Genomic DNA, 26,427 nt, shown 5'->3' with positions numbered 1-26,427 from the left:
GCCAAGAGGCCGCTCCTCAGGATGAGGACTGTGTATGGTGCAGCAAGCCTTACTGGCACGCCTCACATTCGGGATTGTCGATCGAACAGGCCATTGCGACGTTCAGCTCGGGCGCTGTCACGGCGGACGGCTGAACGAGAATCGGCGCACCGGCCGCTTTCGCTGTCGCCACCGTCGCTGACACAGCATTGAGCTTGCCGTCCGTACCCTTCAGTGTCGATTTCTCCACATGCGTCGCACTGCGCGAGCGCAGGTAGTAGGTCGTCTTCAATCCCAGCGTCCAGGCCAGGCGATAGAGCTGGTCCAGCTTCTTGCCGGATGGATTGGCAATGTAGAGATTGAGCGACTGCGCCTGATCGATCCATTTCTGCCGGCGCGAAGCCGCCTCGATCAGCCACGCGCTGTCGATCTCGAACGAGGTCGCATACAGCGCCTTGAGATCGTCCGGCACGCGGTCAATCGATCCGACGCTACCGTCGAAATATTTGAGGTCGGAGACCATCACCTCGTCCCACAGGCCCCTCTTTTTCAGATCGCGCACAAGGAAGGCGTTCACCACCGTGAAATCGCCGGACATATTCGATTTGACATAGAGGTTCTGATAGGCCGGCTCGATCGACTGGGCGACGCCGCAGATATTCGAGATCGTCGCCGTCGGCGCGATCGCCATCACATTGGAATTGCGCATGCCGGTGTCCTTGACCCGTGCACGCAGGCTATTCCAGTCGAGTGTAGTGGATCGATCCATCTGCACACCACCGCGGGCCTCCGCAAGTATCTCGATGGAGTCGATCGGCAGGATGCCGCGGCTCCACAGCGATCCGTCGAAGGACGGATAGCGGCCGCGCTCGCCGGCAAGATCGACCGACGCCGAGATCGAATGGAAGGCAATCGCCTCCATGCTGGTATCTGCAAAGGCCACCGCCGCATCGGACGCCATCGCGATGCCCTGCACCTGCAGTGCATCCTGAAAGCCCATCAAGCCGAGACCGACCGGACGATGCCTGAGGTTCGAGCGGCGTGCTTCCGGGATGGTGTAGAAATTGATGTCGATGACGTTGTCGAGCATCCGCATCGCCGTGGTCACGGTGCGCTTGAGCTGCGCATGATCGAGACCATCCTTGCCGATGTGATTGAGGAGATTGACCGAACCGAGATTGCAGACTGCGACTTCGTCATCGGACGTATTCAGCGTGATCTCGGTGCAGAGATTCGACGAGTGAATGACGCCAGCATGCTGCTGCGGCGAGCGCAGGTTGCAGGGATCCTTGAAGGTGATCCAGGGATGGCCGGTCTCGAACACCATGGTCAGCATGCGACGCCACAGATCGGTGGCCCGCACCTTCTTGAACACGCGGATTTCACCGCGCGCCGCCTTCTCTTCATAAGCGGCATAGCGCTCGGCAAAGGGCTTGCCGTAGAGATCATGTAGTTCCGGCGTCTCGTCCGGCGAGAACAGCGTCCATTCGCCATCAGCCTCGACGCGTTGCATGAACAGATCCGGCACCCAGTTGGCGGTGTTCATGTCGTGGGTGCGGCGGCGGTCGTCGCCGGTGTTCTTGCGGAGATCGAGGAATTCTTCGATGTCGATGTGCCAGGTCTCGAGATAGGCGCAGACCGCGCCCTTGCGCTTGCCGCCCTGATTGACGGCGATGGCCGTATCGTTGGCGACCTTGAGGAATGGCACCACGCCCTGGCTCTCGCCGTTGGTGCCCTTGATGTGGGCACCGAGGCCGCGCACGCGGGTCCAGTCATTACCGAGACCACCGGAATATTTCGCCAGCAGCGCATTGTCCTTCACCGACTTGAAGATGCCGTCGAGATCGTCGGCTACGGTCGTGAGGAAGCAGGACGACAGCTGCGGACGCAGCGTGCCCGAATTGAACAGCGTCGGCGTCGAGGCCATGAAGTCGAACGACGACAGCAGATTATAGAATTCGATGGCGCGGGCTTCGCGGTCGATCTCGCGTAGCGCGAGGCCCATGGCTACGCGCATGAAGAAGGCCTGGGGCAGTTCGATGCGATTGCCCTGCACATGCAGGAAGTAGCGGTCATAGAGCGTCTGCAGGCCCAGGAACTGGAACTGAAGGTCCCCTTCCGGCTTCAGCGCGGCAGCGATTCGCTTGAGATCGAAGCGCGCGAGTTCGGGATCGAGCAGCTCCGCCGCAATGCCGGTCTTGATATAGGCGCTGAAATATTCGGCGTAACGCGTCGTCATATCGGCCTGTGACGCGTGGGTCGGGCTGCCGTGAACGAAGGACAGAACTTCGGTGCGCAGCTTGTCGAGGAGCAGGCGGGCGCTGACAAAGGTGTAGTTCGGCTCCTGCTCCACCAGCGTGCGCGCGGCCATGATGCCGGCCAGTGCCAGTTCATCCAGCGTGATGCCGTCATAGAGATTGCGGCGGGTTTCCTCGAGCACCGGGGCGGCATCGACTCCGTCGAGACCGGCGCAGGCCTCGTTGACGATCAGCGCCAGACGCGCCGAATCGAGCGGCGCACGGGTGCCGTTGGCGAGCGTGACATGCAGCACCGGTGCGGTGGAGACGAGCGCCGGCTTGGCGGCCAGTTCCTCGGCGCGGGTCCGCGCGCGTTCTTCGCGATACAGCACATAGGCGCGGGCCACCTTGTGGTGCTCGCTGCGCATCAGCGCCAGTTCCACCTGATCCTGGACGTCCTCGATATGGAAGGTGCGGCCTTCACCGACGCGGCGCGTCAGCGCCGCCACGACTTCGCCGGTCAGTTGTTCCACCGCCTCATGGACGCGGCGCGACGCCGCTGCCGTGTGGCCCTCGACCGCAAGGAAAGCCTTGGTCATGGCCACGGAAATCTTGCTGCCGTCGAAGGGAGATACGGTGCCGTTGCGCCGGATGATCTGCATTGAGGGTTCGCGCGCAGGCGCAGCGAGCGTTTCCGGCGACAGTTGAATCAGCGGCGCATGAGCCGCATCGCGTCCGTTGGACAAAACAGAAGATGAAGTAGGCATCGGCAAGACCCCGTGTGATGCATCAAGCAATGGGGGCTGGGGCCGAAAGGACGCTGCAAAATACACGGCGGAGATCCGCCGGCATTGCCTGCAAGCGACCGCTGGGACACCCCGCCCATGGACGTTCTGGTGTCGCGGCAGGTCTCCTGGCTCGCAGGTCAATGTCTGTTTCAGCCTTCCCGATGCTTGCGCATCAGTGACTTCAATCGAAACAGACTCACTGCTTACAGTTGCGGGGGCAGCGCCGGAATATGACGCAAAACAACGTCTTTACCGGCTTCCCTCTTAGCCACCAAGTCTTGCGACAGGGCGGACCGTGACGTCTACATTTGGTGTGACCTGCGGTGAAGTGTCAAGCGAGCATTGGCGCCGAACGCAACAAATTCGGTAGGGCTGTTGGTTCAGTGGACAACCGCTTGCGTGGCGGAAACCGCGGGGTCGTTGGCCGTTTCTGAACGATGCGATTCGTTGTCCGAAAGGACCGTGAGGCGCAAAACACCGTCATCAACCGATGGAGGATGCGATGCGCAACCTGGTAACGACCACTGAGAGGATCAAACTCAACGCTTTCGTCGAGCATCCGGGCGCACTCGCGGCGTTCGAGACGACGGAGCAGACCGCCCGGCGCCGGCTCGACGAGATGCTGAACGAGGCGCTGATGGACAGCTTCCCCGCCAGCGATCCGATTTCTTCGCTGCAACTCGCCTGAGCAGAATCAGACCGCGCGAAAGCTGGCCCGATACTGGCTGGGCGTCAGGCCGAGCCGTCGTACGACCACCTGACGCATATGTTCGGCGGTGGTGAAACCGGATTCATAAGCCACGACTTTCAGCGGCAGATCGCTGCCTTCGAGGCGGTTACGCGCCGTGTCGATCCTAGCGCCTTCGACAAAATCCGCCGGAGTCATCCTTGTTTCCTGCTTGAATGTCCGCGCGAAAGTCCGCGCGCTCATGCCCGCCACATCGGCCAGTTCGTCCACGCTGTGCGCATCGCGCAGATGGGCCATCACATGGGCATGAACTCGCGCGATCGGCGAGCCCGACTCGGCCGGCGGCACCAGATAGGGACTGAATTGCGACTGACCACCCTGGCGCTGCGCGACAACGACAAGACGCTTGGCCACGGCCAGCGCGACCTCCGCGCCATGATCTTCCTGGACCAGAGCAAGACCCAGATCGATGCCTGCGGTGACGCCGGCCGACGTCACCAGGGCGCCGTCACGACTATAGATGCGGTCGAACTCCACATGCGCTTTGGGGAAACGCAGCGCCAATAGCGGCGCATTCTGCCAGTGTGTCGTCACCGTCTTGTCGTCGAGCAAGCCTGCATGGCCGAGCGCGAATGCCCCGGTGCACACCGAACCATAACGCTCCGCATGGAGCGCCGCATTGGCCAGCCACTGTGTAAGCTGCGGATCGGCTTCAGCCGTCGGCAGCCCTGGCCCGCCGGCCATCAGAACCAGATCCCAGGGTTTGTCCGCGTCACTGAACGTCAGATCAGCGGACATCCTCAGGCCGTTCGATGCACGCAGCGGCGCGCAGTCTGCAGCGACAAGTGTGATGTCGTAGCCGTCGCCCGGCGCGACGAAGCCATTGGCCTCCATGAACACATCGAGCGGACCGGCCACATCCAGCGACTGGACGCCGGGGAATATCGCGAGGGCAACGCTCTTCATGGTGAGGCTTCATTCCAATGGCGAGGACAGGCCCAGGTCATTCTGAACAGATAGTCGTCTTGCGGCAGGAAATCACGGGTGAATGGCAGTCTCGAAGGTGGCCGGGCGATTGAGGATACAACGCGCCGGGGCGACAAGGGTGGATGACAATCCAGATTGCAAGGAGCATCCCATGAGCAAGACCATAGCCGGCATCAAAGTGCCAGACAGCGCCCTCGCCCGCCAAATCGATCAACTGGTGCGCGATACCGAAAGCGATCTTCTGTATCATCACTCCAATCGGGTTTTCCTGTTCGGCGCGCTCGCCGGGCAGCGCAAGGGTCTCAAGGTCGATTCCGAGTTACTTTATGTCGGCGCGATGTTTCACGACATGGGCCTGCAGGCGCCTTATGCGAGCAAGGAGGAACGCTTCGAGGTCGATGGCGCGAATGCTGCCGCGGACTTTCTACGCAACCACAGGATTGATGAGCGCGACATCGACGATGTCTGGGACGCCATCGCGCTTCACACGACACCGGGCATTCCCAAGCACAAGCGGCCCGTGGTGGCGCTCGTGACAGCGGGTGTCGAGATGGATGTGCTGGGTCTTGAGTACGACGCCTTCACCGATCATCAGCGCCACGAAGTGTGTGCCTGCCATCCGCGCGGCCATGACTTCAAGAACGGCATCATCGATGCATTCGCTGCAGGGACGATCCACAAGCCCGAGACCACCTTCGGCAACGTCAAGGCCGACGTGCTCGACCTCCGCGACCCCACTTACAAGCGCGCGAATTTCTGCAGCATCATTCTGAACTCGGCGTGGAGCGAATAGCCTCCCGCACACGCATGGCGATCAACGCTGCCACCAGCAGCGTTGCGCCGAAGCCAGTTGGCGCGCCGAGAAATGGATAGGCGATCAGCAGCGCAGCAGCGAGACCGAGCACCGGCAGTTCGTGACGGCGAAAGCCTTCCGCGAGACCTATACGGGCGATGAAGCCGATGGCAATCGCAAGCACCATCACGTCGTACAGGAAAAGGTAGGGCGTCGTGAGCAAGGCGCCGACTGCCAGCGCAGCGGCTTTCAGCTCGTAGCGCACGCTGCTGCGCCACACCGGCACCAGCGCCGCTACGACAGCACCAATCATGATCCACTGAAACGTCCAGGCCAGCGGCTCGCTACCGTCGAAATAGCGCACCAGTGCGAAGATGCTCTGCATCTTGCCCCATGGCGCGCGGCCTTCGGTAAGGAAGGCCTGCGAGAACATCGGCATCCAGTGAATAAAGGCCTGCCAACTCTCGGTGCCGAAAGCGAGCCACGACACCGCGGCCAGCAGCACGGTGGTGATGCCTGCGCTGACGAACGCCTTCCATTGTGACACCGCGATCAGCATCAGCGGAAACAGAAATCCGTATTGCGGCTTGTAGCTGAGCAGGCCCAGACAGATCCCCGACAGGATCGGCCGCGTCGGCAGCAGCACCAGCATGCCGCCGATCAGCGCCGCTGTCAGAAATCCGTTCTGCCCGACAAGGCCGTTGGTCATCACCACCGGAAAAGCCGCAGCCAATAAAAGGCCAAAGGGACGACCGACGATCGCACGCATCGCCGCCAGATACGGCACGAAGCTGACTGCAGCCCAGCCGGCAAAGGCCACGGCATAAGGCAGCTTTGCGAGCAGTGCCGCGATGAACAGGAACGGCGGCGGATAGTGCCAGGCGAAATTGCCGGGATAGCTCTGACCGAGAACAGCGATCTGGACCTTTTTCTGGATGTCCCAGTCATAGGCCCAGGCCGGATGACCATCGAGCACCAATCGCCCGGCAGACCACACATTGACGAAATCGGTGGGCGAGCCGAGGCCGTCTTCATAGATCCAGCCGCGACCGTAGAAGGTCGGGAAGAAGGCGAGATGCAACATCGCCAGGATGATGCAGACAATCAGCAGCGCCGGCGGAATTGGGCCACGCTCGGGTGTCGAAGTCATCGTGAGCGGCGCTGGCATAGGGTCCCCAATGCGCATCAAGGGCGCCGGGCGACAGTGCCGAGGGAAGTTTGAGGAAGGTTTAAGTGGGACGTGGTCCCCAGATCGGGCCTCGCTCCATTTGAGCTACAGATAACAAAAAACGCGGCCTTTCGGCCGCGTTTTGCATATTTGCGTGTGAACGACTTTACGCCTGCGGCTGCGGCTCCAGGCCACCGTCCGGACGCGGGCGCGGCTTGCCAGCGGGCGGCACAGCCGAGGTGCGCGGGCCCGACGGCTCCAGCACCGACTCGCGGTTCGGCTTCTTGCCATTCAGCAAATCCGTGATCTCGTCGCCCGAGAGGGTTTCGAATTCGAGCAAGCCCTTGGCCAGCGTTTCGAGGTCATCGCGCTTCTCGGTGAGGATCTTGGTCGCTTCGTCATAGCCTTCGGCGACCAGACGCTTCACTTCGGAGTCGATCTTCTGCGCCGTGGATTCCGAGACCGCCTGGGTGCGGTTCATCTGCATGCCGAGGAAGACTTCGTCGTTGTTCTCGCCATACGACACCGTACCGAGTTCTTCCGACAGGCCCCAGCGCGTCACCATCATGCGAGCCAAGCGCGTGGCCTGCTCGATGTCGGAGGACGCACCCGAGGTGACCTTGTTGCGGCCGAAGATCAATTCTTCAGCAACGCGGCCGCCCATCATGATGGCGAGGCGCGAGGTCATCTGCTCCAGGGACATCGACATCTTGTCGCGTTCCGGCAGCTGCATGACCATGCCGAGCGCACGGCCGCGCGGAATGATAGTCGCCTTGTGGATCGGGTCGGTGGCGATGACGTTGAGGCCGACGATGGCGTGACCGCCTTCGTGATAGGCCGTCAACATCTTCTCTTCCTCGGACATCACCAGCGACTTGCGCTCGGCGCCCATCATCACCTTGTCCTTGGCCTCTTCGAACTCGCTCTGCGTCACCATACGCTTGTTACGGCGCGCGGCAGTCAGGGCGGCTTCGTTGACGAGGTTCATCAGGTCCGCGCCGGAGAAACCGGGCGTGCCGCGAGCGATGGTTTTGAGGTTGATATCCGGCGCCAGCGGCACCTTGCGGACATGGACCTTGAGGATCTGCTCGCGGCCGACGACGTCCGGATTCGGTACCACGACCTGACGGTCGAAACGGCCGGGACGCAGCAGCGCGGGATCCAGCACGTCAGGACGGTTGGTGGCGGCGATCAGGATCACGCCCTCATTGGCTTCGAAGCCGTCCATCTCGACCAACAACTGGTTGAGGGTCTGTTCGCGCTCGTCATTGCCGCCGCCCAAACCAGCGCCACGATGACGACCGACGGCGTCGATTTCGTCGATGAAGATGATGCAGGGCGCATTCTTCTTGGCCTGCTCGAACATGTCACGCACCCGGGATGCGCCGACGCCGACGAACATTTCGACGAAGTCCGAACCCGAAATGGTGAAGAACGGCACATTGGCTTCGCCCGCGACCGCACGCGCGATCAGCGTCTTACCGGTGCCGGGGGGGCCAACCAGCAGCACGCCGCGCGGGATACGTCCGCCGAGGCGCTGATATTTGCCGGGGTCGCGCAGGAATTCGACGATCTCCTGCAGGTCCTGCTTGGCTTCGTCGACGCCGGCGACGTCCTCGAAGGTGACGCGGCCGTGGGCCTCCGTCAGCATCTTGGCGCGCGACTTGCCGAAGCCCATCGCCTTGCCGGCGCCGCCCTGCATCTGGCGCGACAGGAAGATCCACACGCCGATCAGCGCGATGAACGGCAGCCATGACACGAGCAGCGACACGAACCACGGCACGTTGTCGCCCGGAGCCTTGGCGGTGATCGAGACCTTGGCGTCATACAGACGCTTGATCAGGGTCGGGTCGCTCGGCGCATAGGTCTGGAAGCTGGAGCCGTTGGTGAAGGTGCCGTGAATCTCGGGACCCTGGATTACGACATCGCGGACGTGATTTTGATCAACTTCGGTGAGGAGCTGCGAGAACGAAATGTCCTGCGAGGCGGTGCGCTGACCAGGATTCTGGAAAAGCGTGAACAGCGCCAGCAGCAACAAAACGATAATGACCCAGAGGGCAAAATTGCGCAGGTTCGCGTTCATCGATCTTCCTTCGTCGCCGCGCGAAATCGCGGCCTTATTCCCTTGTGGGTCGCCACAAGGGTTCACCCTGGGTCGGTCGGATACAATCTAGGTGCGACCGAGGGCGCTGCCAAGGGAACTGGGATGGACTATTTAACGCATCTACGCGCATTTCCGGTTCAAATAATGGCAGTGCTGACAGGGTTTTCCCACGGTGGTTAAGGTACTGTGGGGCCACAGGTAGGTCTTTGCACTCAATGGGCGCGGCGACGCCTCGGCGGCGCAGGAACGATTCTCAGGCGGTCCTGAGTCAGCGTGATCATGGCACCGGCGAGCGTCTGCTTCAGCAGAATACCTTTTCCGCCCGATCGCGCGGCCTGAAACATGGCGAATACGAGCGTTTCGACCTTGCCGAGCTCGGCCGGCCCTTCGTGCCCGACCTGATCGATCATCCGCAGCAACAACCGAACGCGAATTTCCTCCGCCAGCCCCGCAAATGCTCCTGCATCGATGGCTTCGGGCACCCTCCCCGGACTGTGCAGCGCCAGAAACCGCTCTGCCCCGTCGACCATCAGTTCCAGCGCGGCATCGGCACGCCGCAGCCGCGTTGCCAGCCGGGCGAGATTTCGCGAATCGAAGCCCTCGGACGACAGCGCTGGCATCAGAGCCCGCAGCCGCGGACGGGTGTAGTTCGAATCTGAGTTACTCGGATCGGTCACGAAGCCGATTTTCGCTTTGGTCAGCGTCGCAACAAGTTGCACTTTCGCGATGTGCAAAAAGGGACGCGCGAGCTGGATGCCGTCGCGCTCGGTCAGTCGCGCCATGCCCGCGAGGCCGGCGATGCCGCTGCCGCGCGCCATCCGCATCAGCAGGGTCTCGGCCTGATCGTCGCGGGTATGGGCAGTCAGTACATGGAATGCACCGACGCTGCGTGCGGCCTTGGCCAGCAGCAGATAGCGCGCATCGCGGGCCGCGGCAGGCAGCCCGGTTTTCGGCTTGGCGCCGGTCCAGCGGAGAGTGCGGTGAGGAATATCGAGAGATGCCGCGAGCCGCTTCACGTCGCGGGCCTCGCGGGCCGCTTCAGGCCGTAAACCATGGTCGATGGTCACGGCAATAAGGTCGGGGCCGCGTTTGAGCGCACGCCGCCAACGCGCGGCGAGCCACATCAGGGCGACGGAATCAGGACCGCCGGACACGGCAAGGACCAATGCTGGCGCGGACGCCCAGTCAGCGAATAGCTGTTTCGCCATCTGGGCCGAAATCGGCGACTGGTCGTCGTCGGACATGCGCGTCAGAACCGGTTGCGACCCGGCTGATTGTCCGGATCGATCACCTAGCACTTAACGCGTTTTTGCTCGCGATCCACGCCCTGTTTCACGCCGGCCGAGGCACGGGGATATTTCCGCGTCACTTCACCGAAAGCGGCACAGGCCGCTTCCTTTTCCTTCAGCGCGGCCAGCGACTGGCCAAGCCGCAGCAACGCATCAGGCGCCTTGGCGGAGGTGTCGTATTTCGTGGTCACGCCCAGGAATATCTCGGCGGCATCGCGATATTTCTGACGCTGGAAGAAGCTCTCGCCGAGCCAATACTGCGAATCCGCAATCATTGGATCGCCGGGATATTTCTGAGCGAAGTTGCGCATGGTCTCTTCGGCCAGCGCGTAATCACGACGCTGCATATAGCCGATGCCGAGATCGAACTCGTCCTTCGGGGTCGCGCCCGGCGGTAAGGTCGTCAGTGCTGGTGCTGCTCCGCCCGGGGCGGCATTGCCCAGCGGGAGCGGCTCGCCGGCCCCACGACCGCCCTGTGCACCGACCGGCGCGTTTGCGGGCATCGGCTGCTGCCCGCCACCCAGCGCGCGCGGCACGCCCGGCGCATTGGGGTTTGCATTGGGATCGAACGCATCGTTGCGTCGGCCAGCGCGAGGAGCCGGCGCGGGATCCTGAGCAATTGGTGCGGGTGCCGCGATCTGCGGCTGTTGCTGGTTGTAGCCCGGCTGTTGCACGGGAGCCTGCTGCATCGGCGGCTGCTGGACCGGCGCGGCAGCGACATTGGGACGGCCTCCTGCGCCCGCTGGGGCGGCGCCGACCTGCAGCTGCCGAAGCTGATCTTCGAGCTGGCGGTTACGGAATTGCAGTTCTTCATTCTGGCCGGTGAGCTGCCGCAGCTGGTTCTGCAATCGCTCGATCTGCAAGCCCTGATCGGCATCGTCGTCGCCCGATTGCTGGCCGTAGCCCTGCTGACGGGGAGCCGGCTGACCAAACAACTGCGCGGATACGGGCGATGCCGTCACGAGCAGGACAGACAATAACGCAGCGCCGGCGAGCGAATGAGATCTGGATGACATTTGAGCCTGAAAATGACCGGTTTCGCGCCCCATCGGCGCGCATCACGATGAGGATTTCACTACGCCAAAAATGTGACTTTCGACAGCGACAAAGGCGCCTGCCCCAAACAAAAACGGCGCCTGCCCGGGGACAGACGCCGTTTTGTTTGATATCAGACGTCGCTTACGCGCCGGCGTTCAGCACAGTGACCGCACGGCGATTCTGCGACCAGCACGAGATGTCGTTACACACCGCGACCGGACGTTCCTTGCCGTAAGAGATGGTGCGCATCCGGCTGGCATCGATACCGCGCGAGGCCAAGAAGGTGCGAACCGACTGGGCACGGCGAGCGCCCAGCGCAATGTTGTATTCGCGGGTGCCGCGCTCGTCCGCATGACCTTCGATGGTGAAGGAATAGCGGTTGTACTGCTGCAGCCACTGCGCCTGCTTGTCCAGGGTCGCGATCGCCTGCGGCGACAGTTCGGTCTGATCGCTCTCGAAGAACACGCGATCGCCGACATTGACGACGAAGTCCTGCTGGCTACCCGGCGTGGCAGCATTGGCCATCGCGCCATCGCCACCCAAACCATTCTTGTTGGCGCAGGCGCCCATCGACAGCGCCACGGCCAGCACTGCAGCCAGTTTTAATCCCTGGAGGATACGCATCTGATGCTTCATTCCCGGAGCCTCCACGCTCACGCTTTACCCAACTGTCATTCGGTCTACAGGGCGTTGGTTAAGCGAACGTTCCGTCAACCTTGATGAGGTGTTGCCAAAACCGATCAAAAGCCACAGGCCGCGAAAAAGCAACGACGTGGTTAATGGTTGGCAAATGTGGCGCGACGGTGAAGGTTCTGAGAAAGCAGCTGGTTTTAGGCAGAATCCCACTGCAGGGACTGCTGAGAAAGTCAGCAATGGCTGGCGATGGGATCGCCGCCGCCCTTCGCCCTCAGCTGCGGGGCAACACCGCGGCCTGAGCGATATGGAACTCGGATGAATGGAGATCCGGCGCCAGGGGTTCGCTCTTGCGCTCGAACAGAGCCCGCTGCTCGAAGAGACTGGAGCGGAAATGCGGGTAGCGCATAAAAATGCGTTCGCGCACCGCGGCGTAGTCGGCCGCCATCAGGCATAGCGGCTTGGTCAGCGTCGGATAAGGCCGCGGCTCGCACATCGGCGTCTGCAGGAAAACCTTGCGATAGAACGCGCGATGCTCGGCGCGCACGGTTGCCGTCCCGATATCGGCTTTGAAATAGCCGCAGGCGACATAGCCCAGCCGAACCGTCATATAGGGCAGTTCAGGAAACTTGGTGCGGTTGTTCGGGTCGGCCACGAAGCGGTTCGGGTCGACGATGATCTTCCCTTTGTCCAGCTCGGGACGCAGCAAGTCTCCGAATGCATCGACAGCGGGCGTTTCCGGATTATCCGGCGTCGCTACGCTGACGCGCAATGAGCTGGCGAGCTCGCCATCAACGAATATCCCGAAAGTCCATGAATTCGGCAAATCATCGAAACGGTCGGCGAGACGGCGATCCGCCCGAGGCTCGATGGCCCCCTCATGGAGATAGGCTCTATAGCGCAGGCTATAGATCGCCTCTTTCTCAGCTTCGGTTTCGGCAAGACGGTAGTCAACCCGGTCGAGAATATCGCTGCGCTTCGAAGCTTCAGTCGCTTGATCGGCCGAAGCCATCATTCCGTCTCCTACGCACCAACGCCATGACTACGCGAGTAAGGAAAGGTTAAAGCTTTCTTAAAAGTTGTCAAAGGTTCTGCCACAATGTGGTTAACCCTTTTGGGCTATTCGGCGCGCGAAACGAATGGAAATGGAAGTTCGAGAGTGTGGCCCGCGGCTGGTCAGGCCGGCGCGCGCGTGGCCTCGACATTGGCGCCGGGCTCGATCACGCGACGTCCGTGGGACGCGTCCAGGAGCTGCCTGATCCGGGTCGCAGGCACCGGGCGGCTGAACAGATAGCCTGGGCCTCGCTGATCGTGCCGTCGGCACTGATCAGCTCGAGCTGCTCGTTGGTCTCGATGCCTTCGACGACAACCGTCATTCCCAGATCGGCACTGAGGCGCGCGACGCCGCGCAGCAGCGTCAACGGACGGTCCGTATCGATCCCTTCGAGGAATGAGCGATCGATCTTCACCTTCTGCAGCGGGAAATTGTGCAGATAGCTCAGGCTCGAATAGCCGGTACCGAAATCGTCGAGCGAAATCCGGCAACCTGCTGCGTGAAGCTGCGCGAGGGCATCGTGGGTCCACTGCGTGTTACGCAGCAGGGACGATTCGGTGATCTCGATTTCAAGACGACGCGCCGGCAGACCGGACACGTCGAGGGCGTAGCGTACCTCGCTCAACACGTCGCGCTGATGAAACTGCTGTGACGAGAAGTTGACGGCAACGCTGACCGCGTCCGGCCACTTCATGCATTCGATACATGCCTTGCGCAAAATCCAGCGGCCAAGATCGACGATCAGACCCATGTCTTCTGCGACGGGAATAATATCGACCGGCGAAACAGTGCCGCGGACAGGATGATTCCAGCGCAGCAGCGCTTCGCAGGTCGAGATGCGTCCCGACTTCAGATTGACCAGCGGCTGGTAGTAAATCTCGAATTCTTCATTGGCGAGCGCCTGGCGCAGATCCAGTTCGAGCACGCGGCGCGCCTCGACCGTCTGGGCCATCTCGTCGCGGAAGAAGCAGAAGGTGCCACGGCCGGAGGCCTTCGCACGATACAACGCCATATCGGCGTTCTTCAAAAGGTTGTCAGCGCTGACATCGGGTTCCGTCAAGGCGATGCCGACGCTGGCGCCGATCTCGACCTGATGATTGTCGACCTCGTAGCGTTCACTGAGCCGTTCGACGATGCGACGCGCCAGATCGGCTGCATCATGATTTGTCTTGATGGCGCGTTGGAACACGACAAATTCGTCACCGCCAAAACGAGCCACGAAGTCATCCGCGCGCAACATTTCGCGCAGCCGATCGGCGACCATGCACAACAGCTGGTCGCCGCATGGATGACCAAGCGTATCGTTGACCTGCTTGAACTGATCGAGATCGACGAACAGCAGGGCCGACAGCGTGGATTGGTCCGAGCTCTTTAGCATGCGGCCGATTTCGTTCCGGAAACTGACCCGGTTCGGCAGCCCCGTCAATTCGTCGAAACGCGCCATGTGGCTGATACGCGCTTCGGAATTGCGGCGCTCGGTAATGTCTTCAAGCAGAACGACCGTGCCGCCGCCGACCATCGGCTGAAACTTCCACGACAATGCGCGTTCACTCTCGTGGGCATGATCAAGGGTCGTGATTTCGGCTGCCTTCGAGCTTTCAATCTCGGTGATGATGGTCATCGCGCTGGCCGACGACACCGTCCCCGCATTGACGCAGAGCGAGACGACTTCGCGAGCAGTCACGCCGCGCTGCACGAGATCCTCTGAAATCTCCATCATCGCGGTAAAACGATTGTTGAGCACCGCCAACCGACCATCGGCGCCGAACATGCACAGGCCGTTGGGCATGTTGTTCAGCGCCGTATCGAACTGGCCGGCGATGGAGCCGACCCGCTCGGTGGCCAGCAACGCCTTGACGTAGACGTCATGCAGACGAAGCGTGATCCGGCGCAGGCCGACAAAGAACAGGACGTTCAGAAACGCAAAGCCGATATAGTAGAAGTCACCGTGGATAATCAGCGCCAGCGCCATCGGACCGCACGCCAGCAGCACCTGCAACTGCGCGATCTTCGGACGGCCATAGGTTCGGCCGGCACCGGCCGCGATATAAGCGACGGTCACTGCCGTACCCAGCATATGCGCGACCGGATCATCGCTGCCGAGCAAAACAACCCAACACCACAGGCCCAACGCGGCTGCATAGAGCGAGCCGCCAACCATGTAATTGAATTCCCAGCGGATCGCCTCGTCAGGCGTCAGCGCGGTCTCGCGCTTTTCATAGCGGCTAAGCTGAAGGGCCCGCAAAGCGCCAATGACGATGATCAGGGCGGCGCATGGCCACAGCAAAGGATTGCCGGTCTTCACCGCAGTCATGACTGCGCCGGTCCCGGCACAGACCGCACCGGCCAGCATCGGAATCGGGTTCTCGAACAATGAATCGACGAGCGCCGTGTAGATCGACGGCGACATCGATTTGCTATTCGTCCGGTTGTGATCGGCGAGCTGCATCGGGCGTAAATGCGTCCTGTTCAGGCGCACATTGGTACCGGGTCCTGATGAAGTCTTTCTGAGGGAACATCGTTAGCGAACTGTTTACGCATTCGCATAAACAGCAAATCTGCTCGTGATTTCAGCGCGGTGGGCAAAGTTTGCCGGGAATAGCCGGTAATCCGCCGGTCGCCGCCAATCGTTTGTTTACGATAGCAATGGCGACCAGGCCGGGTCGGACGCGAAGCCAGGCGTCGGGACCTTGAGCTCGTTGCGGCCGGACACGTCGACCGTAAACAGGGACGGGCCCCCGCCGGTATCGCGGAAGAACATGATCACGCGGCCGTTCGGCGCGAAGGTCGGACCTTCGTTGTGATAGCCCGACGTCAGCAGCCGCTCACCGGAGCCATCGGGCTTCATGATGCCGATCGAGAACTGACCACCACCCTGCTTGGTAAAGGCGATATAGTCGCCGCGCGGCGACCAGACCGGGGTCGAATAGCTGCCTTCGCCGAACGAGATGCGCTGAGCGCCGCCGCCGGTGGCCGCCATCGTATAGATTTGCGGTTTGCCGCCGCGATCCGATTCGAAGCAGATCTTCGAGCCATCCGGAGAATATGACGGCGAGGTATCGATCGCCGGCGTATCAGTCAGACGCGTCGTCGACTTCGACCGCAGATCCATGACGAACAGGTTCGAATTGCCGCCCTGCTGCAGGCTCATGATGACACGCTGGCCATCGGGTGAGAAACGCGGGGAGAACGACATGCCCGGAAAGTTGCCGACAACCTCACGCTGGCCTGTCTCGATATTGAAGAGATAGACCTTGGGATCACCCTGGCCGAATTCCATATAGGTGATCTCTTGCGTCGACGGCGAGAACCGCGGCGTCAGCACCAGATCGGCACCACGCGTCAGGTAGCGCACATTGGCGCCGTCCTGATCCATCAGCGCCAGTCGCTTGACGCGGCGCTCCTTGGAGCCCGTTTCGTCAACGAAGACCACGCGGCTGTCGAAATAGCCCTTCTCGCCGGTCAGGCGCTCATAGATCTGGTCGGAAATGATGTGGGCGATACGACGCCAGTATTCCGGCGAGGTGAAATATTGCTGGCCGGCCAGTTGCTGACCGGTGGCGACGTCCCACAGCCGGAATTCGGCCTTCAGGCGACCATCGCCCTGCCGGGTCATGCGGCCAGTGACCAGCGCCTGCGCATTGACGGTCTTCCAGTTCACGAAGTTCGGCGGCGCGTCGATGTTGATGGCCTTCTCGACAAAGGCCGCCGGATCGATCGGCGCAAACAGACCGCTGCGCTTGAGATTGTTGGTGATGACCTGCGAAACGCCGACGCTCACCTCATTGTCCGCGCCAGTGCCAGCGGAGAAATTGGGGATTGCGATGGGCAGCGGCGCGACATTACCTTCCGTGATCTGTACGCGCGCCTGTCCGAAGGCGGTTCGCGCACTGGTGCCCATCAGCAGACCGGTCGCCGCCATTCCTGTGATGATCTGTCGGCGGCTTGGGCGAAACAACATCGGGGGCAATCCATTCTTGTCGGTCATTATTGCGGGCTTTGCTCGGTATTCGTAATCGTCACCAGGAGTGACGTGCTCATGACCGTCGTTCGGTGAAAACGGGTTCGAAAAACTTCCACTCGTCAAAAAACGCCGTAGGCAGTTTATACGGCGCACATTCGATGATCGCACGCAGTGCGCTCTCCTGATAGACGCGGAAATACGGCGTCGATGGATTGCTGATGGCGACCGGCGTCGTTTCCAACGACCCGTCACGCTTCAGCTTGACGCTGAAAATCGACTCGGTCGTCTGCGCTTCGATGCCGCCATAGGGCTTCTTCCAGCAGCGCTCGACCTGCGACTTGAACATTGCGCCCCAAGTGGCGACGTTGTTGCTCGCATTGCCTTTCGCCAAACCCAGAGCCTCGTTCGGATTGAGGTCGGACCCCGTCACCGAATTCCGTGTCGGATCGCGCTTGTCGATCAGCGCCGCGATCTTCGACTGGTCGAACACGCGTTCGGCTTTCTTGGCTTCCGCCTGAGCCTTTGCTTCGGCCTTGGCCTTCGCATCGGCGTCAGCCTTGGCTTTGGCCTCAGCCTTCGCTTTGGCTTCTGCTTTAGCCTTGGCTTGCGCTTCGGCCTTCGCCTTGGCTTCTGCCTGCGCCTTGGCGTCAGCCTCGGCCTTCGCTTCAGCCTCTGCCTTGGCGTCGGCAACCGCCGCCGCTTTGGCTTCGGCCTTTGCCTTGGCATCGGCCGCGGCTTTCGCTGCAGCCTCAGCTTTTGCCGCAGCCTCCGCCTTCGCTGCTTCGGCCGCCGCTTTCTCGTCAGTCTTCGGCTGTTCCTTCGGCGCCGTCTCCGTGATCACCGGCGGCTTCTTGTCGTCGATCTTGCCGACGGTATCCTCGACCGGCGGCTTGGCCTCGGCGACCTTCTCCACCTTCGGCTTCGGATTTTCCTTCTTGCCGGTCTTTTGACCGACCATGGACTGGCTTTCGACGCTGATGTCGACGCCGACGGAATCCTCCGGCATCACTTCCAATGCCTTGGAAGAGAACGTGAGAAGTCCCCACCCGATCACGATGACGTGCAGGGCTACCGATGCGATGAGTGTCTTGTCGACCTTCACGATCAGATTTCCAATCCTGCTCCTGCCCAGATCAACCGGCTGTTCCACGAGCTTACGTCCCCTGCTCCGGCAGGATCACGATATTGGCCTTGAATCCGGCAGAGCGAACGGTGCCGAGCAATTTCATCATGTCCGTGTAACAGACGTCCTTGTCACCACGGAGAAACACGGTGTTGTCTGTCTCCGAACGCGTCGCCCGGATCGCCTTGATCTTGGCGTCGAGCTCACTCACCGGCACCAGGGCGTCGCCGACATACATTTCGACCGCCGAATTACAGCCGCCGCCCGTGCGCTTCACCGACACGGTGAGCGGCGGAGCATTCTGCGATATCGACTTGCCGCCGCTCGCGATCGGCAGGTCGATATCGATGGTCGAGGTCATCAGCGGCGCCGACACCATGAAGATGATCATCAACACGAGCATGACGTCGACCATCGGCGTGACGTTGATCTCGGCCATGACGGCAGCACGCCGGCGCCCGCGCCGACCTCCGCCACCACCGCCCGAGCCCATATTCATCCCCATGACAGGGTGCTCACTTCAAGGTTCAATTCGTCACCCATCAGACGCGCTCGTCGATCTGGCGCGACAGGATCGCTGAAAACTCGTCGGCAAACCCCTCCAGGCGCTGGGCCTGTTTGTTCACTTCTGACGTAAATTTGTTGTAGAAAATAGTCGCCGGGATGGCGGCGATAAGGCCGATGGCCGTGGCAAACAGCGCTTCCGCGATGCCCGGCGCGACCACCGCCAGCGATGTGTTCTTGGACGCCGCGATCGCCTGGAAGCTCGACATGATGCCCCAGACGGTGCCGAACAGGCCGACGAAGGGGCCGGCCGAACCGACCGTCGCCAGCACCAGAAGCCGGCGCTCGAGGCGCTCGACCTCACGGGCGATGGAGACGTTCATCACCTTGTCAATGCGCATCTGCAGGCCGGTGAAGGAGCGCGCCTGGCTTTCGAAAGACCGCTTCCACTCGCGCATCGCGGCGACGAAACAAGCCGCCATCGACTGCGTCGGCTTGGCAGAGAGCGCGCGGTACAAATCCTCGATGGACTCGCCGGACCAGAACGCCTGCTCGAACCGGTCCATGGCGCGGCGTGTGCGCGAATACAGGAACATCTTGTCGATCGCGATCGCCCAGACCCACACCGAACAGCCCAGCAGTCCCAGCATGACCGCTTTCACGATCCAGTGGGCCTGCAGGAACAGCGCGATCAGCGAAACGTCGGATGAAGCCAGCGGCAGGGCTGACTGCGCCACATCGGCCGGGTTCATGAACGGTATCCTCTCAACGCAAAAATCCTCAATTTGCCAGCGACTTGCTCATCGCTGGTGTCGCGGCCACGCATCGCGCGCGGCGCGGAACGCCAGTGCAATGTTCTTGTTGTGTCGCATGGAGGGCTTGTCCGAAGCCGGGCCCTAAATTCCCTGCCAACATGTCAAAACAAGGGCTTGCACGCGTTTCTGCGGCTTTTACCAGACGCCAGTCATGGTTAATGCGGAGTTACCAAAGCGTGTTTTGGCCGAGAAATGAAGCGGTATTCGCTTGTTCGTGAAGGGCCCGTGACAAAGCAAAACCGCCCGCCTGAAAGATCAGACGGGCGGCGATGTCGGCATCGGGCGAAGGGGGCGCTACCGCCTGACGCCTATCAGTTCCGGGCTGTTAGCCCTGCGGCTGATTGTTATCCGATGGCGGGGTCGGCTTTGGGCGGTGCTGCGCCATGAACTGGTCGAACTCTTCCTTGTCCTTGGCGTGACGCAGACGATCGAGGAAGTTCTTGAACTCGTGCTGTTCTTCCTCGAGGCGGCGCAGGGTTTCGACGCGATATTCGTCGAAGGCGCGGTTGCCCGAGGTCGGCGGGCCGAAGCCGAAGCCCGATCCGAAGCCTGAGCGCTCCATGCGGTTGCGCATGCGCTCCATCTTGTACTGCATCCGCTCCATCTTGTTCTCAAAACGGCCGTTACGATCCCAGCAACCCATTTTTCTGCTCCCGAGTGTGAAGAAGAGAAGTGCGAGGCCAACCGGCCACCAGACGATAAAACCCAGCACGATCAGTATGATGTGCCATGGTGAGCGCATCTGGTAGGACACCCGATCATCGGCGGGCGGACCCCATCGATTGTAATCTGCAGCGTTGGCCATTTTCCTCTCCATCAGCGGCACCATGCCGCTTGTGAATGTAAATAACATTTACATACGTAGCTCACGGCCGGATTTTGTCAAGGCGACCGCAAGGGGAGCGCTGCGAATTATTTTGGGGCGATTCCCCAAGGACCCGATTTGGGCGCCGTGGATGTGTCGGACTTGTGGACGTTTTGGTCGGTTGGAAAGCCCAGCCCGCGCAAATAAATCAGCGCACCGGCCTCCAGCAGGTCGTCCGGCGACATCGGCAATTTGCGCCGCGCGGCATCGCCGCGGCCGAACAGCGAGGCCACGCCGTGCGCCAGCGACCAGATATGCAGCGCCATCATCATCGCCGGCGGACGCGTCACACCGGGCGGCGTCAAGGCGGCCAAACGTTCTGCCGCCGCACGGATCACACCGAAGGCACGTTCTCCCGCCGCGGCCAGTTCAGGACTGGAATCTACGGGGATTCCGGATTCGAACATCGCCGAATAGAAGGCCGGTTCAGTGCGGGCGAAAGCGAGATACGCCTTGCCGATCCGCTCGAAGGCCGTGACCGTATTCGGCCGGCCATCGTCCCACGCCGCCGTCAGCACCAGTTCGAACTGCTCGAAGCCACGCTGCGCGATGCTGGCGAGGAGGTCGTCGCGATCGCGGAAATGGCGATAGGGCGCGGCCGCGCTGACGCCGGCCGTGCGCGCGGCATCGGCGAAGGTGAAGCCCGCAGGCCCCTTCTCCGCAATCAGCCCCAGCGCCGCCTGCAGCAGGGCCTCTTTCAGATTTCCGTGGTGATAACCGCGCTCGCCGCGGCTGTCTTTGCGCCAGCTCATGTGAAGGGCTTTAACATGAGCCGGGCCAAAAGGTCACACCAAAACGGTGTGACCGGCGCAAATTCCCTCAACAAATCAACGCCCGCCGCATGCGAAAATCCTGCGGCAGGCATGCGGCCGTGTTGCGACACGACCGTTTCATGCCCGTCGCAGTGATTTTGCCTCAGCCGAGCCGCTTCGCGGTGGTCTGCATCGCCTCAAATCCCGAGGCGACAGCCTGCACGTCCTCCGGATAATCGGCCATTTCCTGCACCTGGCGGACCTCGATCACCTCGTTGGGCGTCGCCGGGCAGCGACTGGCCCAGGCGATGGCCTCATCGCGCGAGGCGACGTCGATCATCCAGTAGCCGCCGAGCACTTCCTTGGATTCCGCGAACGGCCCGTCGGTCACCACCGGCTTGCCGGATGGAAAGGACACCCGCGCGCCCATCGATGGCGGGTGCAGTCCGTCGCAGGTGATGAGCACACCGGCATCCATCAGCGCCTTGTTATAGGCCATCATCGCGGCGACGCGCTCGACGTCCTCCGGCACGGTGCCCGGCGCCGCAGTCTCATAGCCACTGGGGATCATCAGCATCATGAATCGCATGGTCGTGGTCCTCGTTGATCTCGTCGCTTATTTCCTGGCGGCTTGCGCGCGCAGGCGCTCTTCCTTCTCGCGCAATTCGGGTGTGAGGGCGTCGCCGAAATCCTCGGCCGCAAACACTTGACGGATCTCGATCTCGTCGCCGGCCGCAAATGGCGCGCGCTTCATCCACGCGATCGCCTCGTCCTTCGAGGCAACGTCGATCAGCCAGAAACCGGCGATCAGATCGCGCGTCACATCGAACGGCCCCTGCTTCACCACCGGCTCACTGCCGGTAAAGGCGATCCGCGCGCCTTTCGACGTCGGGTGTAGCCCCTCGCCGGCCTGCATCACGCCGGCATTGCACATCTCCTCATTGAACTTGCCCATCGCGGTCAGCAGTTCCGTCGTCGGCATCACGCCGGCTTCGGTGTCCTTGTTTGCATGCACGATCACCATGAAACGCATTTGTCTCTCCCGTTTACGTCATCGACCGGACTGGAATTCATTGCCCGCCACAACCCGGCTCTGCCAGAATGACGAATGAGCTTTTGGCAGACCGACATCTCTTTCGACATTATTTCCGGGGTCATGCGACCTTACGACACCTTCTTCTGAAATACCCCATTCCTGTATGTCGCGCCGAAATACACATCGATCGACCGGATGAGATCGCCGTCGAAGCCGAAGACTTCGGTGTTGCGAAAGCTCTTGCCGTCCTTGGCTAGGCAGCGATAGGTCACGAAAGCCACATCGCCATCGACCGCGATACGCTCAAGATCATGCTGCGCGATCCAGTCGGCGACACGCCAGCAGCGGGCGAAATAGGTCACCTTGTCGATCCCGTCGTCGAACGGGCTCGTAAAGGTGAAGTCGTCCGTAAACGCATCTTCGACGGCCTTGCGGTCATTGCGCAGATAGGCTGCAAACAGGTCTCGAATGATCCCGGCCTTGTCGGCACTCATGATGCTCACTCCCGCGGAAACATGTGCGCGTACGGCTCCGCCTGCTTCACCACCCGTGCGAATGATGGACGCGCCAGCAGCCGGCCCAGATAGGCCGAGACGTTGCGATGTGCGTCTCCGAACGGGTGCGCCTTGTTCGCGTAGTAGAGCGCCGGCGCAGCTGCACAGTCGGCGAGCGTGAACGCTGTGCCCATTGCCCACGCGTTCGTCGCCATCTGCTTGTCGATCATGCCGTAGGAGGTGGTGAGCTGCGCCCGCGCCATGGCGACGCCGTGCGGATCCTTCTTGTCGGCCGGCACCAGACGGTCGCCGACGATTTTCTGGGTCGGCGTGTGCACATAGAGATCGTAAAAGCGATCGCGCAGCCGCGTTTGCAGGCCGAGATTGCCGTCGGGGATGAAACTGGTGCGGCCGGGGAAATGCCGGTCGAGATATTCGATGACGATGGAGGACTCCGGGACGATCGCGCCGCGCGCATCGTCCTGCAGCACGGGGAATTTTCCGATCGGCCACAGTTTCAACAGCGCCGCGCGCTCGGCCTCGTCGCCGAGATTGACCATATGCGGCGTAAACGGCGTGTCGTTCTCGTACAGAGCGACCAACGTCTTCCAGCAGTAGGACGACAGCGGATGGAAATGCAGTGTGAGGGACAAGGGAACCTCCAGTCGGGATGGATGAAATACATCGCCGCTGCATGAGCCTGGCGAATGATGTCGACCAAGGACGAATGAGCCCTACACGTTCCGACAGGTATCGGCCCATTTTCGCGACAGAGGAGCCAAAATCCTTCCATACGGGCCTTGGACATATTCAGAGCTCGAAAAGTAGAACGATACTAAGCTGGCAACCTGTGGAAACGGTTGTTTGCCGTTCACACTGCCTCACGCGCGCGTTACCGACTTAGCTGAAAATTAGCTAAGGAGCGTAAGCGTGGCCATTTCCCAAACCTCACAGCGACTCTTCGGAGCGTCTGTCGCAGTTCTTATGACCTTCGCGATCGAAGCTCCGGCGCAGGCGCAGAGCCAGCTTCCGCCCGTCGTTGTCGAACAGGCCAAACCGCGTGCCACGCCAGCACGTCCGCAGCGGTCGCAGGCGGCGCGCTCCGCCGCCAGCCGTCGAACTGCAGCGCGGGGGCCGACGGCGCCGGCCGCGACCGCCGCTCCGGCTGCCGCAGCCTTTGAATCCGGCACCGGCCCTGTGCGGGGCTATCTCGCCGGGCAGAGCACCACCGGCATGAAAACCGACACGCCGCTGCGCGAGACGCCGCAGTCGATCACGGTGGTCACGACCGATCGCATGGCCGATCAGGGCGCGACGAGTGTTCAGGATGCCCTGCGCTATATCCCGGGCGTCTTCGCCGACGCCTACGGTGTGGACTCACGCGGCGACTATCCGCGCATCCGTGGTCAGGACCCCAATATCTATCTCGACGGCACGCGCGCGGCGGACGCCTATCGGTTCAACGAATGGCGGCCCGATCCCTATACGGCCGAGCGCATCGAGGTGATGCGCGGACCGGCGTCCGTACTGTACGGCGACACGTCCACGGCGGGCCTGATCAACCTGATCTCGAAGCGCCCGCAGGCGGAAGCGGCGAGCGAGATCGGCGTTCAATTTGGCAGCTTCAACCGCAAGCAGGTGCAGATCGATACGACCGGCAAGCTGACCAAGGATGGCGAGTGGTTGTATCGCTTCGTCGGCGTCTTCCGCGACAGCAACATGCAGACCGACTTCACTAAGGACGACCGCATCGTGCTGGCACCGTCGCTGACCTGGCGGCCGACCAACAACACCAACTGGACTGTGCTCGGCACCTATCAGAAGGACACGAGCGGCAGCTCTACGGCGTTCCTGCCGCATGAAGGCACGCTGTTCGCGGGGCCGAACGGCTTCATTCCGGTGAATCGCTTCGCGAGCTATCCCGGCTACGACAAATACCAGACCGAGACCGGTGCTTTCAGCAGCCTGTTCGAACACAGCTTCAACGATGCCGTGAAAATCACCCAGAACCTGCGCTTCACGCATGTCGAAGGCATCTATCGGACAGCCTACCCGGATTCCTACTCAAATCCCTCGAATCCGTTTCTGGATCCCGAGCACCGAACGGTGGCGCGCTACATCTCCAGCCAGGAAGTGGCCAAGGACAGCCTGACCATGGACAACAATGTCCAGCTCAAGCTGCTGACCGGACCTGTTTCGCACAAGATGCTGTTCGGCCTCGACTATCGCGACCTGAACCAGCGCACACGTTCAGGCGGTGGCTTTGATCCAACACCATTCGATCTCTATGCTCCCGTCTACACCAGTCTTACGGCGCCTGTGTTGTCCGACACCCCCGCGGTGCGGCAAAGCCAGCTCGGCCTGTACGCGCAGGACCAGATGCGGCTCGGCCCCTGGCTCGCCACGGTCGGCGTTCGACAGGACTATGTCAGCAACCGCGTCGCAGGCAGCCCCGACGAAGACACCAAGGCCACAACGGGCCGCGTGGGCCTGATGTATGAAACGCCTGTTGGCTTCAATCCCTACGTCACCTACGCGCAATCGTTCAATCCGATCTTCGGCGCCAATGTCTGCGCCGAGATCTGCAAGGCGCAGCGCGGCGAGATCTACGAGGTCGGTTTCAAGTACAATCCATTCCCGGGCACCGCGATCAACGGCGCTATTTTCGACACCGTCGAGAAGAACCGGCTGGCCTCAGGATCCGTGCCCGATGCAAATGGTTTCATCGCTTCGATCCAGACCGGACAGGTGCGTATCCGTGGCGTGGAGCTCGAGGTCATCACCCAGGTGACACCCGACCTCAGACTGATTGGCAGCTACTCCTATCTCGATGCCAAGGTTGAAAGCGGCGACAATGTCGGCAAGCATGTGGAAACCGTGCCGGATCATCAGGCATCGCTGTGGGGCACCTATCGCTTGACGTCGCTGGGTCTGCGCGACGTCACCCTCGGCGGCGGCGTGCGTTATATCGGCGAGTCCTGGGACGGCACGGATACGCTCCGCACGCCGGACTACACGCTGTTCGACGCCATGATCAAATACGAGACAGGCCCTTGGCGTTTCCAGGTCAACGCCAGCAACATCGCCGACAAACGGCACCTCGCCACCTGCCTCGCGCGTGGCGACTGCTTCTATGGCATCGGGCGCACAGTGCTGGGGTCAGCGACCTACCGATTCTGAGCGGGTCAGACCTGCCACACCCAGATCGCGGCCGGGCTTGTCCCGGTCGTTGTCGTTCTCTAAACAGCCCTGAACGAGCAAGACACAGGGCAGGATATGACCAAAGCTGACGGTAACATTCGCAAGGTTGCACTCGTCACCGGCGCCGCGCGCGGCATCGGCCTTGCGGTCGCCAAGCGCTTTCTCGGCGAAGGCTATCGTGTCGCGCTGCTGGATATCGAACGCGAGCTGCTCGACGCCAGCGTCAAGGCGCTGAACGATCCCGACAACACGCTGGCGCTGCATACGGATGTCTCCGACGCCGCTGCTGTGGATAAAGCCTTTGCCGCCACGCAGGCCCGCTTCGGCCGGCTCGATGCGCTGGTCAACAATGCCGGCATTGCGAATTTCAAGCCCCTGCTCGAGACGACGCTGGAGGAATGGGAACGCATCATGGCCGTGAACCTCACCGGCCCGTTCCTGTGCACCAAGGCGGCGGCTCCCTTGATGCGCGAGCATGGCGGCGGCGCCATCGTCAACATTGCCTCGATCTCCGCACTGCGCGCGTCCACGCTGCGCGTCGCCTACGGCACCAGCAAGGCCGGCATCATTCACTTCACCAAGCAGTCCGCTGTCGAGCTCGCGCTGCTCGGCATCCGCGTCAATGCGGTGGCGCCGGGCCCGGTGGAAACCGCGATGGCCAAGGCCGTGCATACACCGGCGATCCGCGCCGATTATCACGATGCGATTCCGCTGAATCGTTACGGCGGCGAGGACGAACTCGCGGACGCGATCTTCTTCCTGTGCAGCGACCGGTCGAGCTACATCACCGGCCAGATGCTGGCAGTCGACGGCGGTTTCGATGCCACGGGCATTGGCCTGCCGACGTTGCGGCGCGAGGGCATCAACGGCTAGCGAAGGTCAGCGCCCGGACGCGCAGCATCATCCGGATTGCAC

At 61.7% G+C, this 26,427-nt stretch carries 22 protein-coding genes, 1 pseudogene and 1 riboswitch; of the genes and pseudogenes, 4 read left to right on the top strand and 19 right to left on the bottom strand.

The features are described from left to right. Nucleotides 1-49: 49 nt before the first annotated feature. A complete protein-coding gene (locus RSO67_RS23260; RefSeq protein WP_315840756.1) occupies nucleotides 50-2,983 on the bottom strand; it encodes a ribonucleoside-diphosphate reductase subunit alpha in 2,934 nt (977 codons plus the stop codon). A 118-nt stretch (nucleotides 2,984-3,101) separates the two neighbouring features. Continuing rightward, nucleotides 3,102-3,317: riboswitch (cobalamin riboswitch) on the bottom strand. Nucleotides 3,318-3,506: 189 nt separating this feature from the next. Here RSO67_RS23260 and RSO67_RS23255 point away from each other — a divergent pair. Beyond that, nucleotides 3,507-3,692 (top strand): hypothetical protein, encoded by a 186-nt coding sequence (locus RSO67_RS23255; protein ID WP_315840755.1) that lies wholly within the window; start codon nucleotides 3,507-3,509, stop codon nucleotides 3,690-3,692. Between the two features lie 6 nt (nucleotides 3,693-3,698). Here the strand turns inward: RSO67_RS23255 and RSO67_RS23250 are convergent, their stop codons facing one another. Further along, the gene (locus RSO67_RS23250; RefSeq protein WP_315840754.1) at nucleotides 3,699-4,658 is read right to left on the bottom strand and encodes a GlxA family transcriptional regulator; all 960 of its coding nucleotides are present in this window, start codon (nucleotides 4,656-4,658) and stop codon (nucleotides 3,699-3,701) included. A gap of 172 nt (nucleotides 4,659-4,830) precedes the next feature. Between RSO67_RS23250 and RSO67_RS23245 the strand changes: the two genes are divergently transcribed. Next, nucleotides 4,831-5,472, top strand: a complete 642-nt coding sequence (locus tag RSO67_RS23245; protein ID WP_315840753.1) for an HD domain-containing protein — start codon at nucleotides 4,831-4,833, stop codon at nucleotides 5,470-5,472. Here the strand turns inward: RSO67_RS23245 and RSO67_RS23240 are convergent. From RSO67_RS23240 to RSO67_RS23160, 17 genes and pseudogenes are all read right to left on the bottom strand, one after another. Beyond that, nucleotides 5,444-6,640, bottom strand: a complete 1,197-nt coding sequence (locus tag RSO67_RS23240) for a glycosyltransferase family 87 protein (RefSeq protein WP_315840752.1) — start codon at nucleotides 6,638-6,640, stop codon at nucleotides 5,444-5,446. The genes RSO67_RS23245 and RSO67_RS23240 overlap by 29 nt on opposite strands. A 166-nt stretch (nucleotides 6,641-6,806) precedes the next feature. After that, on the bottom strand, nucleotides 6,807-8,723 hold the full coding sequence (ftsH, locus tag RSO67_RS23235) for an ATP-dependent zinc metalloprotease FtsH (RefSeq protein WP_089261969.1): 1,917 nt from the start codon (nucleotides 8,721-8,723) through the stop codon (nucleotides 6,807-6,809). A 233-nt stretch (nucleotides 8,724-8,956) separates the two neighbouring features. Continuing rightward, nucleotides 8,957-9,988: a tRNA lysidine(34) synthetase TilS gene (tilS, locus tag RSO67_RS23230; protein WP_315840751.1), complete on the bottom strand. Its 1,032-nt coding sequence runs from the start codon at nucleotides 9,986-9,988 to the stop codon at nucleotides 8,957-8,959. 47 nt (nucleotides 9,989-10,035) lie between these two features. Next, on the bottom strand, nucleotides 10,036-11,049 hold the full coding sequence (gene ybgF / locus RSO67_RS23225; RefSeq protein ID WP_315840750.1) for a tol-pal system protein YbgF: 1,014 nt from the start codon (nucleotides 11,047-11,049) through the stop codon (nucleotides 10,036-10,038). A gap of 163 nt (nucleotides 11,050-11,212) precedes the next feature. Continuing rightward, nucleotides 11,213-11,707 (bottom strand): peptidoglycan-associated lipoprotein Pal, encoded by a 495-nt coding sequence (gene pal, locus RSO67_RS23220; protein ID WP_175366426.1) that lies wholly within the window; start codon nucleotides 11,705-11,707, stop codon nucleotides 11,213-11,215. 271 nt (nucleotides 11,708-11,978) lie between these two features. Further along, complete coding sequence (locus RSO67_RS23215) at nucleotides 11,979-12,719, bottom strand: N-acyl amino acid synthase FeeM domain-containing protein (protein ID WP_410001772.1); 741 nt, start codon at nucleotides 12,717-12,719, stop codon at nucleotides 11,979-11,981. 161 nt (nucleotides 12,720-12,880) lie between these two features. Continuing rightward, nucleotides 12,881-15,207, bottom strand: a pseudogene (locus RSO67_RS23210) (putative bifunctional diguanylate cyclase/phosphodiesterase). 186 nt (nucleotides 15,208-15,393) lie between these two features. After that, a complete protein-coding gene (gene tolB / locus RSO67_RS23205) occupies nucleotides 15,394-16,719 on the bottom strand; it encodes a Tol-Pal system beta propeller repeat protein TolB (protein WP_068733785.1) in 1,326 nt (441 codons plus the stop codon). Nucleotides 16,720-16,795: 76 nt separating this feature from the next. Further along, the gene (tolA, locus tag RSO67_RS23200) at nucleotides 16,796-17,824 is read right to left on the bottom strand and encodes a cell envelope integrity protein TolA (protein ID WP_315840749.1); all 1,029 of its coding nucleotides are present in this window, start codon (nucleotides 17,822-17,824) and stop codon (nucleotides 16,796-16,798) included. A gap of 52 nt (nucleotides 17,825-17,876) precedes the next feature. Continuing rightward, nucleotides 17,877-18,350, bottom strand: coding sequence for a biopolymer transporter ExbD (locus tag RSO67_RS23195; RefSeq protein ID WP_093759405.1), 474 nt, complete (start codon nucleotides 18,348-18,350; stop codon nucleotides 17,877-17,879). A 37-nt stretch (nucleotides 18,351-18,387) separates the two neighbouring features. Beyond that, nucleotides 18,388-19,101, bottom strand: coding sequence for a protein TolQ (gene tolQ, locus RSO67_RS23190; protein WP_068733549.1), 714 nt, complete (start codon nucleotides 19,099-19,101; stop codon nucleotides 18,388-18,390). A 388-nt stretch (nucleotides 19,102-19,489) separates the two neighbouring features. After that, nucleotides 19,490-19,969 (bottom strand): DUF2852 domain-containing protein, encoded by a 480-nt coding sequence (locus tag RSO67_RS23185; RefSeq protein WP_068733781.1) that lies wholly within the window; start codon nucleotides 19,967-19,969, stop codon nucleotides 19,490-19,492. Nucleotides 19,970-20,076: 107 nt separating this feature from the next. Beyond that, nucleotides 20,077-20,781, bottom strand: coding sequence for a TetR/AcrR family transcriptional regulator (locus RSO67_RS23180; RefSeq protein WP_315840748.1), 705 nt, complete (start codon nucleotides 20,779-20,781; stop codon nucleotides 20,077-20,079). A gap of 163 nt (nucleotides 20,782-20,944) precedes the next feature. Then, nucleotides 20,945-21,370 (bottom strand): YciI family protein, encoded by a 426-nt coding sequence (locus RSO67_RS23175; protein WP_315840747.1) that lies wholly within the window; start codon nucleotides 21,368-21,370, stop codon nucleotides 20,945-20,947. Nucleotides 21,371-21,397: 27 nt separating this feature from the next. After that, complete coding sequence (locus RSO67_RS23170) at nucleotides 21,398-21,814, bottom strand: YciI family protein (protein WP_315840746.1); 417 nt, start codon at nucleotides 21,812-21,814, stop codon at nucleotides 21,398-21,400. A gap of 131 nt (nucleotides 21,815-21,945) precedes the next feature. Then, entirely contained in the window at nucleotides 21,946-22,311 is a 366-nt protein-coding gene (locus tag RSO67_RS23165; protein ID WP_315840745.1) for a nuclear transport factor 2 family protein, read from the bottom strand. Nucleotides 22,312-22,316: 5 nt separating this feature from the next. Continuing rightward, nucleotides 22,317-22,964, bottom strand: coding sequence for a glutathione S-transferase family protein (locus RSO67_RS23160; protein WP_315840744.1), 648 nt, complete (start codon nucleotides 22,962-22,964; stop codon nucleotides 22,317-22,319). Nucleotides 22,965-23,295: 331 nt separating this feature from the next. Between RSO67_RS23160 and RSO67_RS23155 the strand changes: the two genes are divergently transcribed. Continuing rightward, on the top strand, nucleotides 23,296-25,491 hold the full coding sequence (locus tag RSO67_RS23155) for a TonB-dependent siderophore receptor (RefSeq protein WP_315840743.1): 2,196 nt from the start codon (nucleotides 23,296-23,298) through the stop codon (nucleotides 25,489-25,491). Between the two features lie 96 nt (nucleotides 25,492-25,587). Further along, nucleotides 25,588-26,385: an SDR family oxidoreductase gene (locus tag RSO67_RS23150; RefSeq protein ID WP_315840742.1), complete on the top strand. Its 798-nt coding sequence runs from the start codon at nucleotides 25,588-25,590 to the stop codon at nucleotides 26,383-26,385. Nucleotides 26,386-26,427: the final 42 nt, after the last annotated feature.

The organism is Tardiphaga sp. 709 (genome assembly GCF_032401055.1).
Taxonomy (GTDB): Bacteria; Pseudomonadota; Alphaproteobacteria; order Rhizobiales; family Xanthobacteraceae; genus Tardiphaga.
Note: the sequence above shows the minus strand (reverse complement) of the source record. Positions and strands in the feature narration are given on the sequence as shown.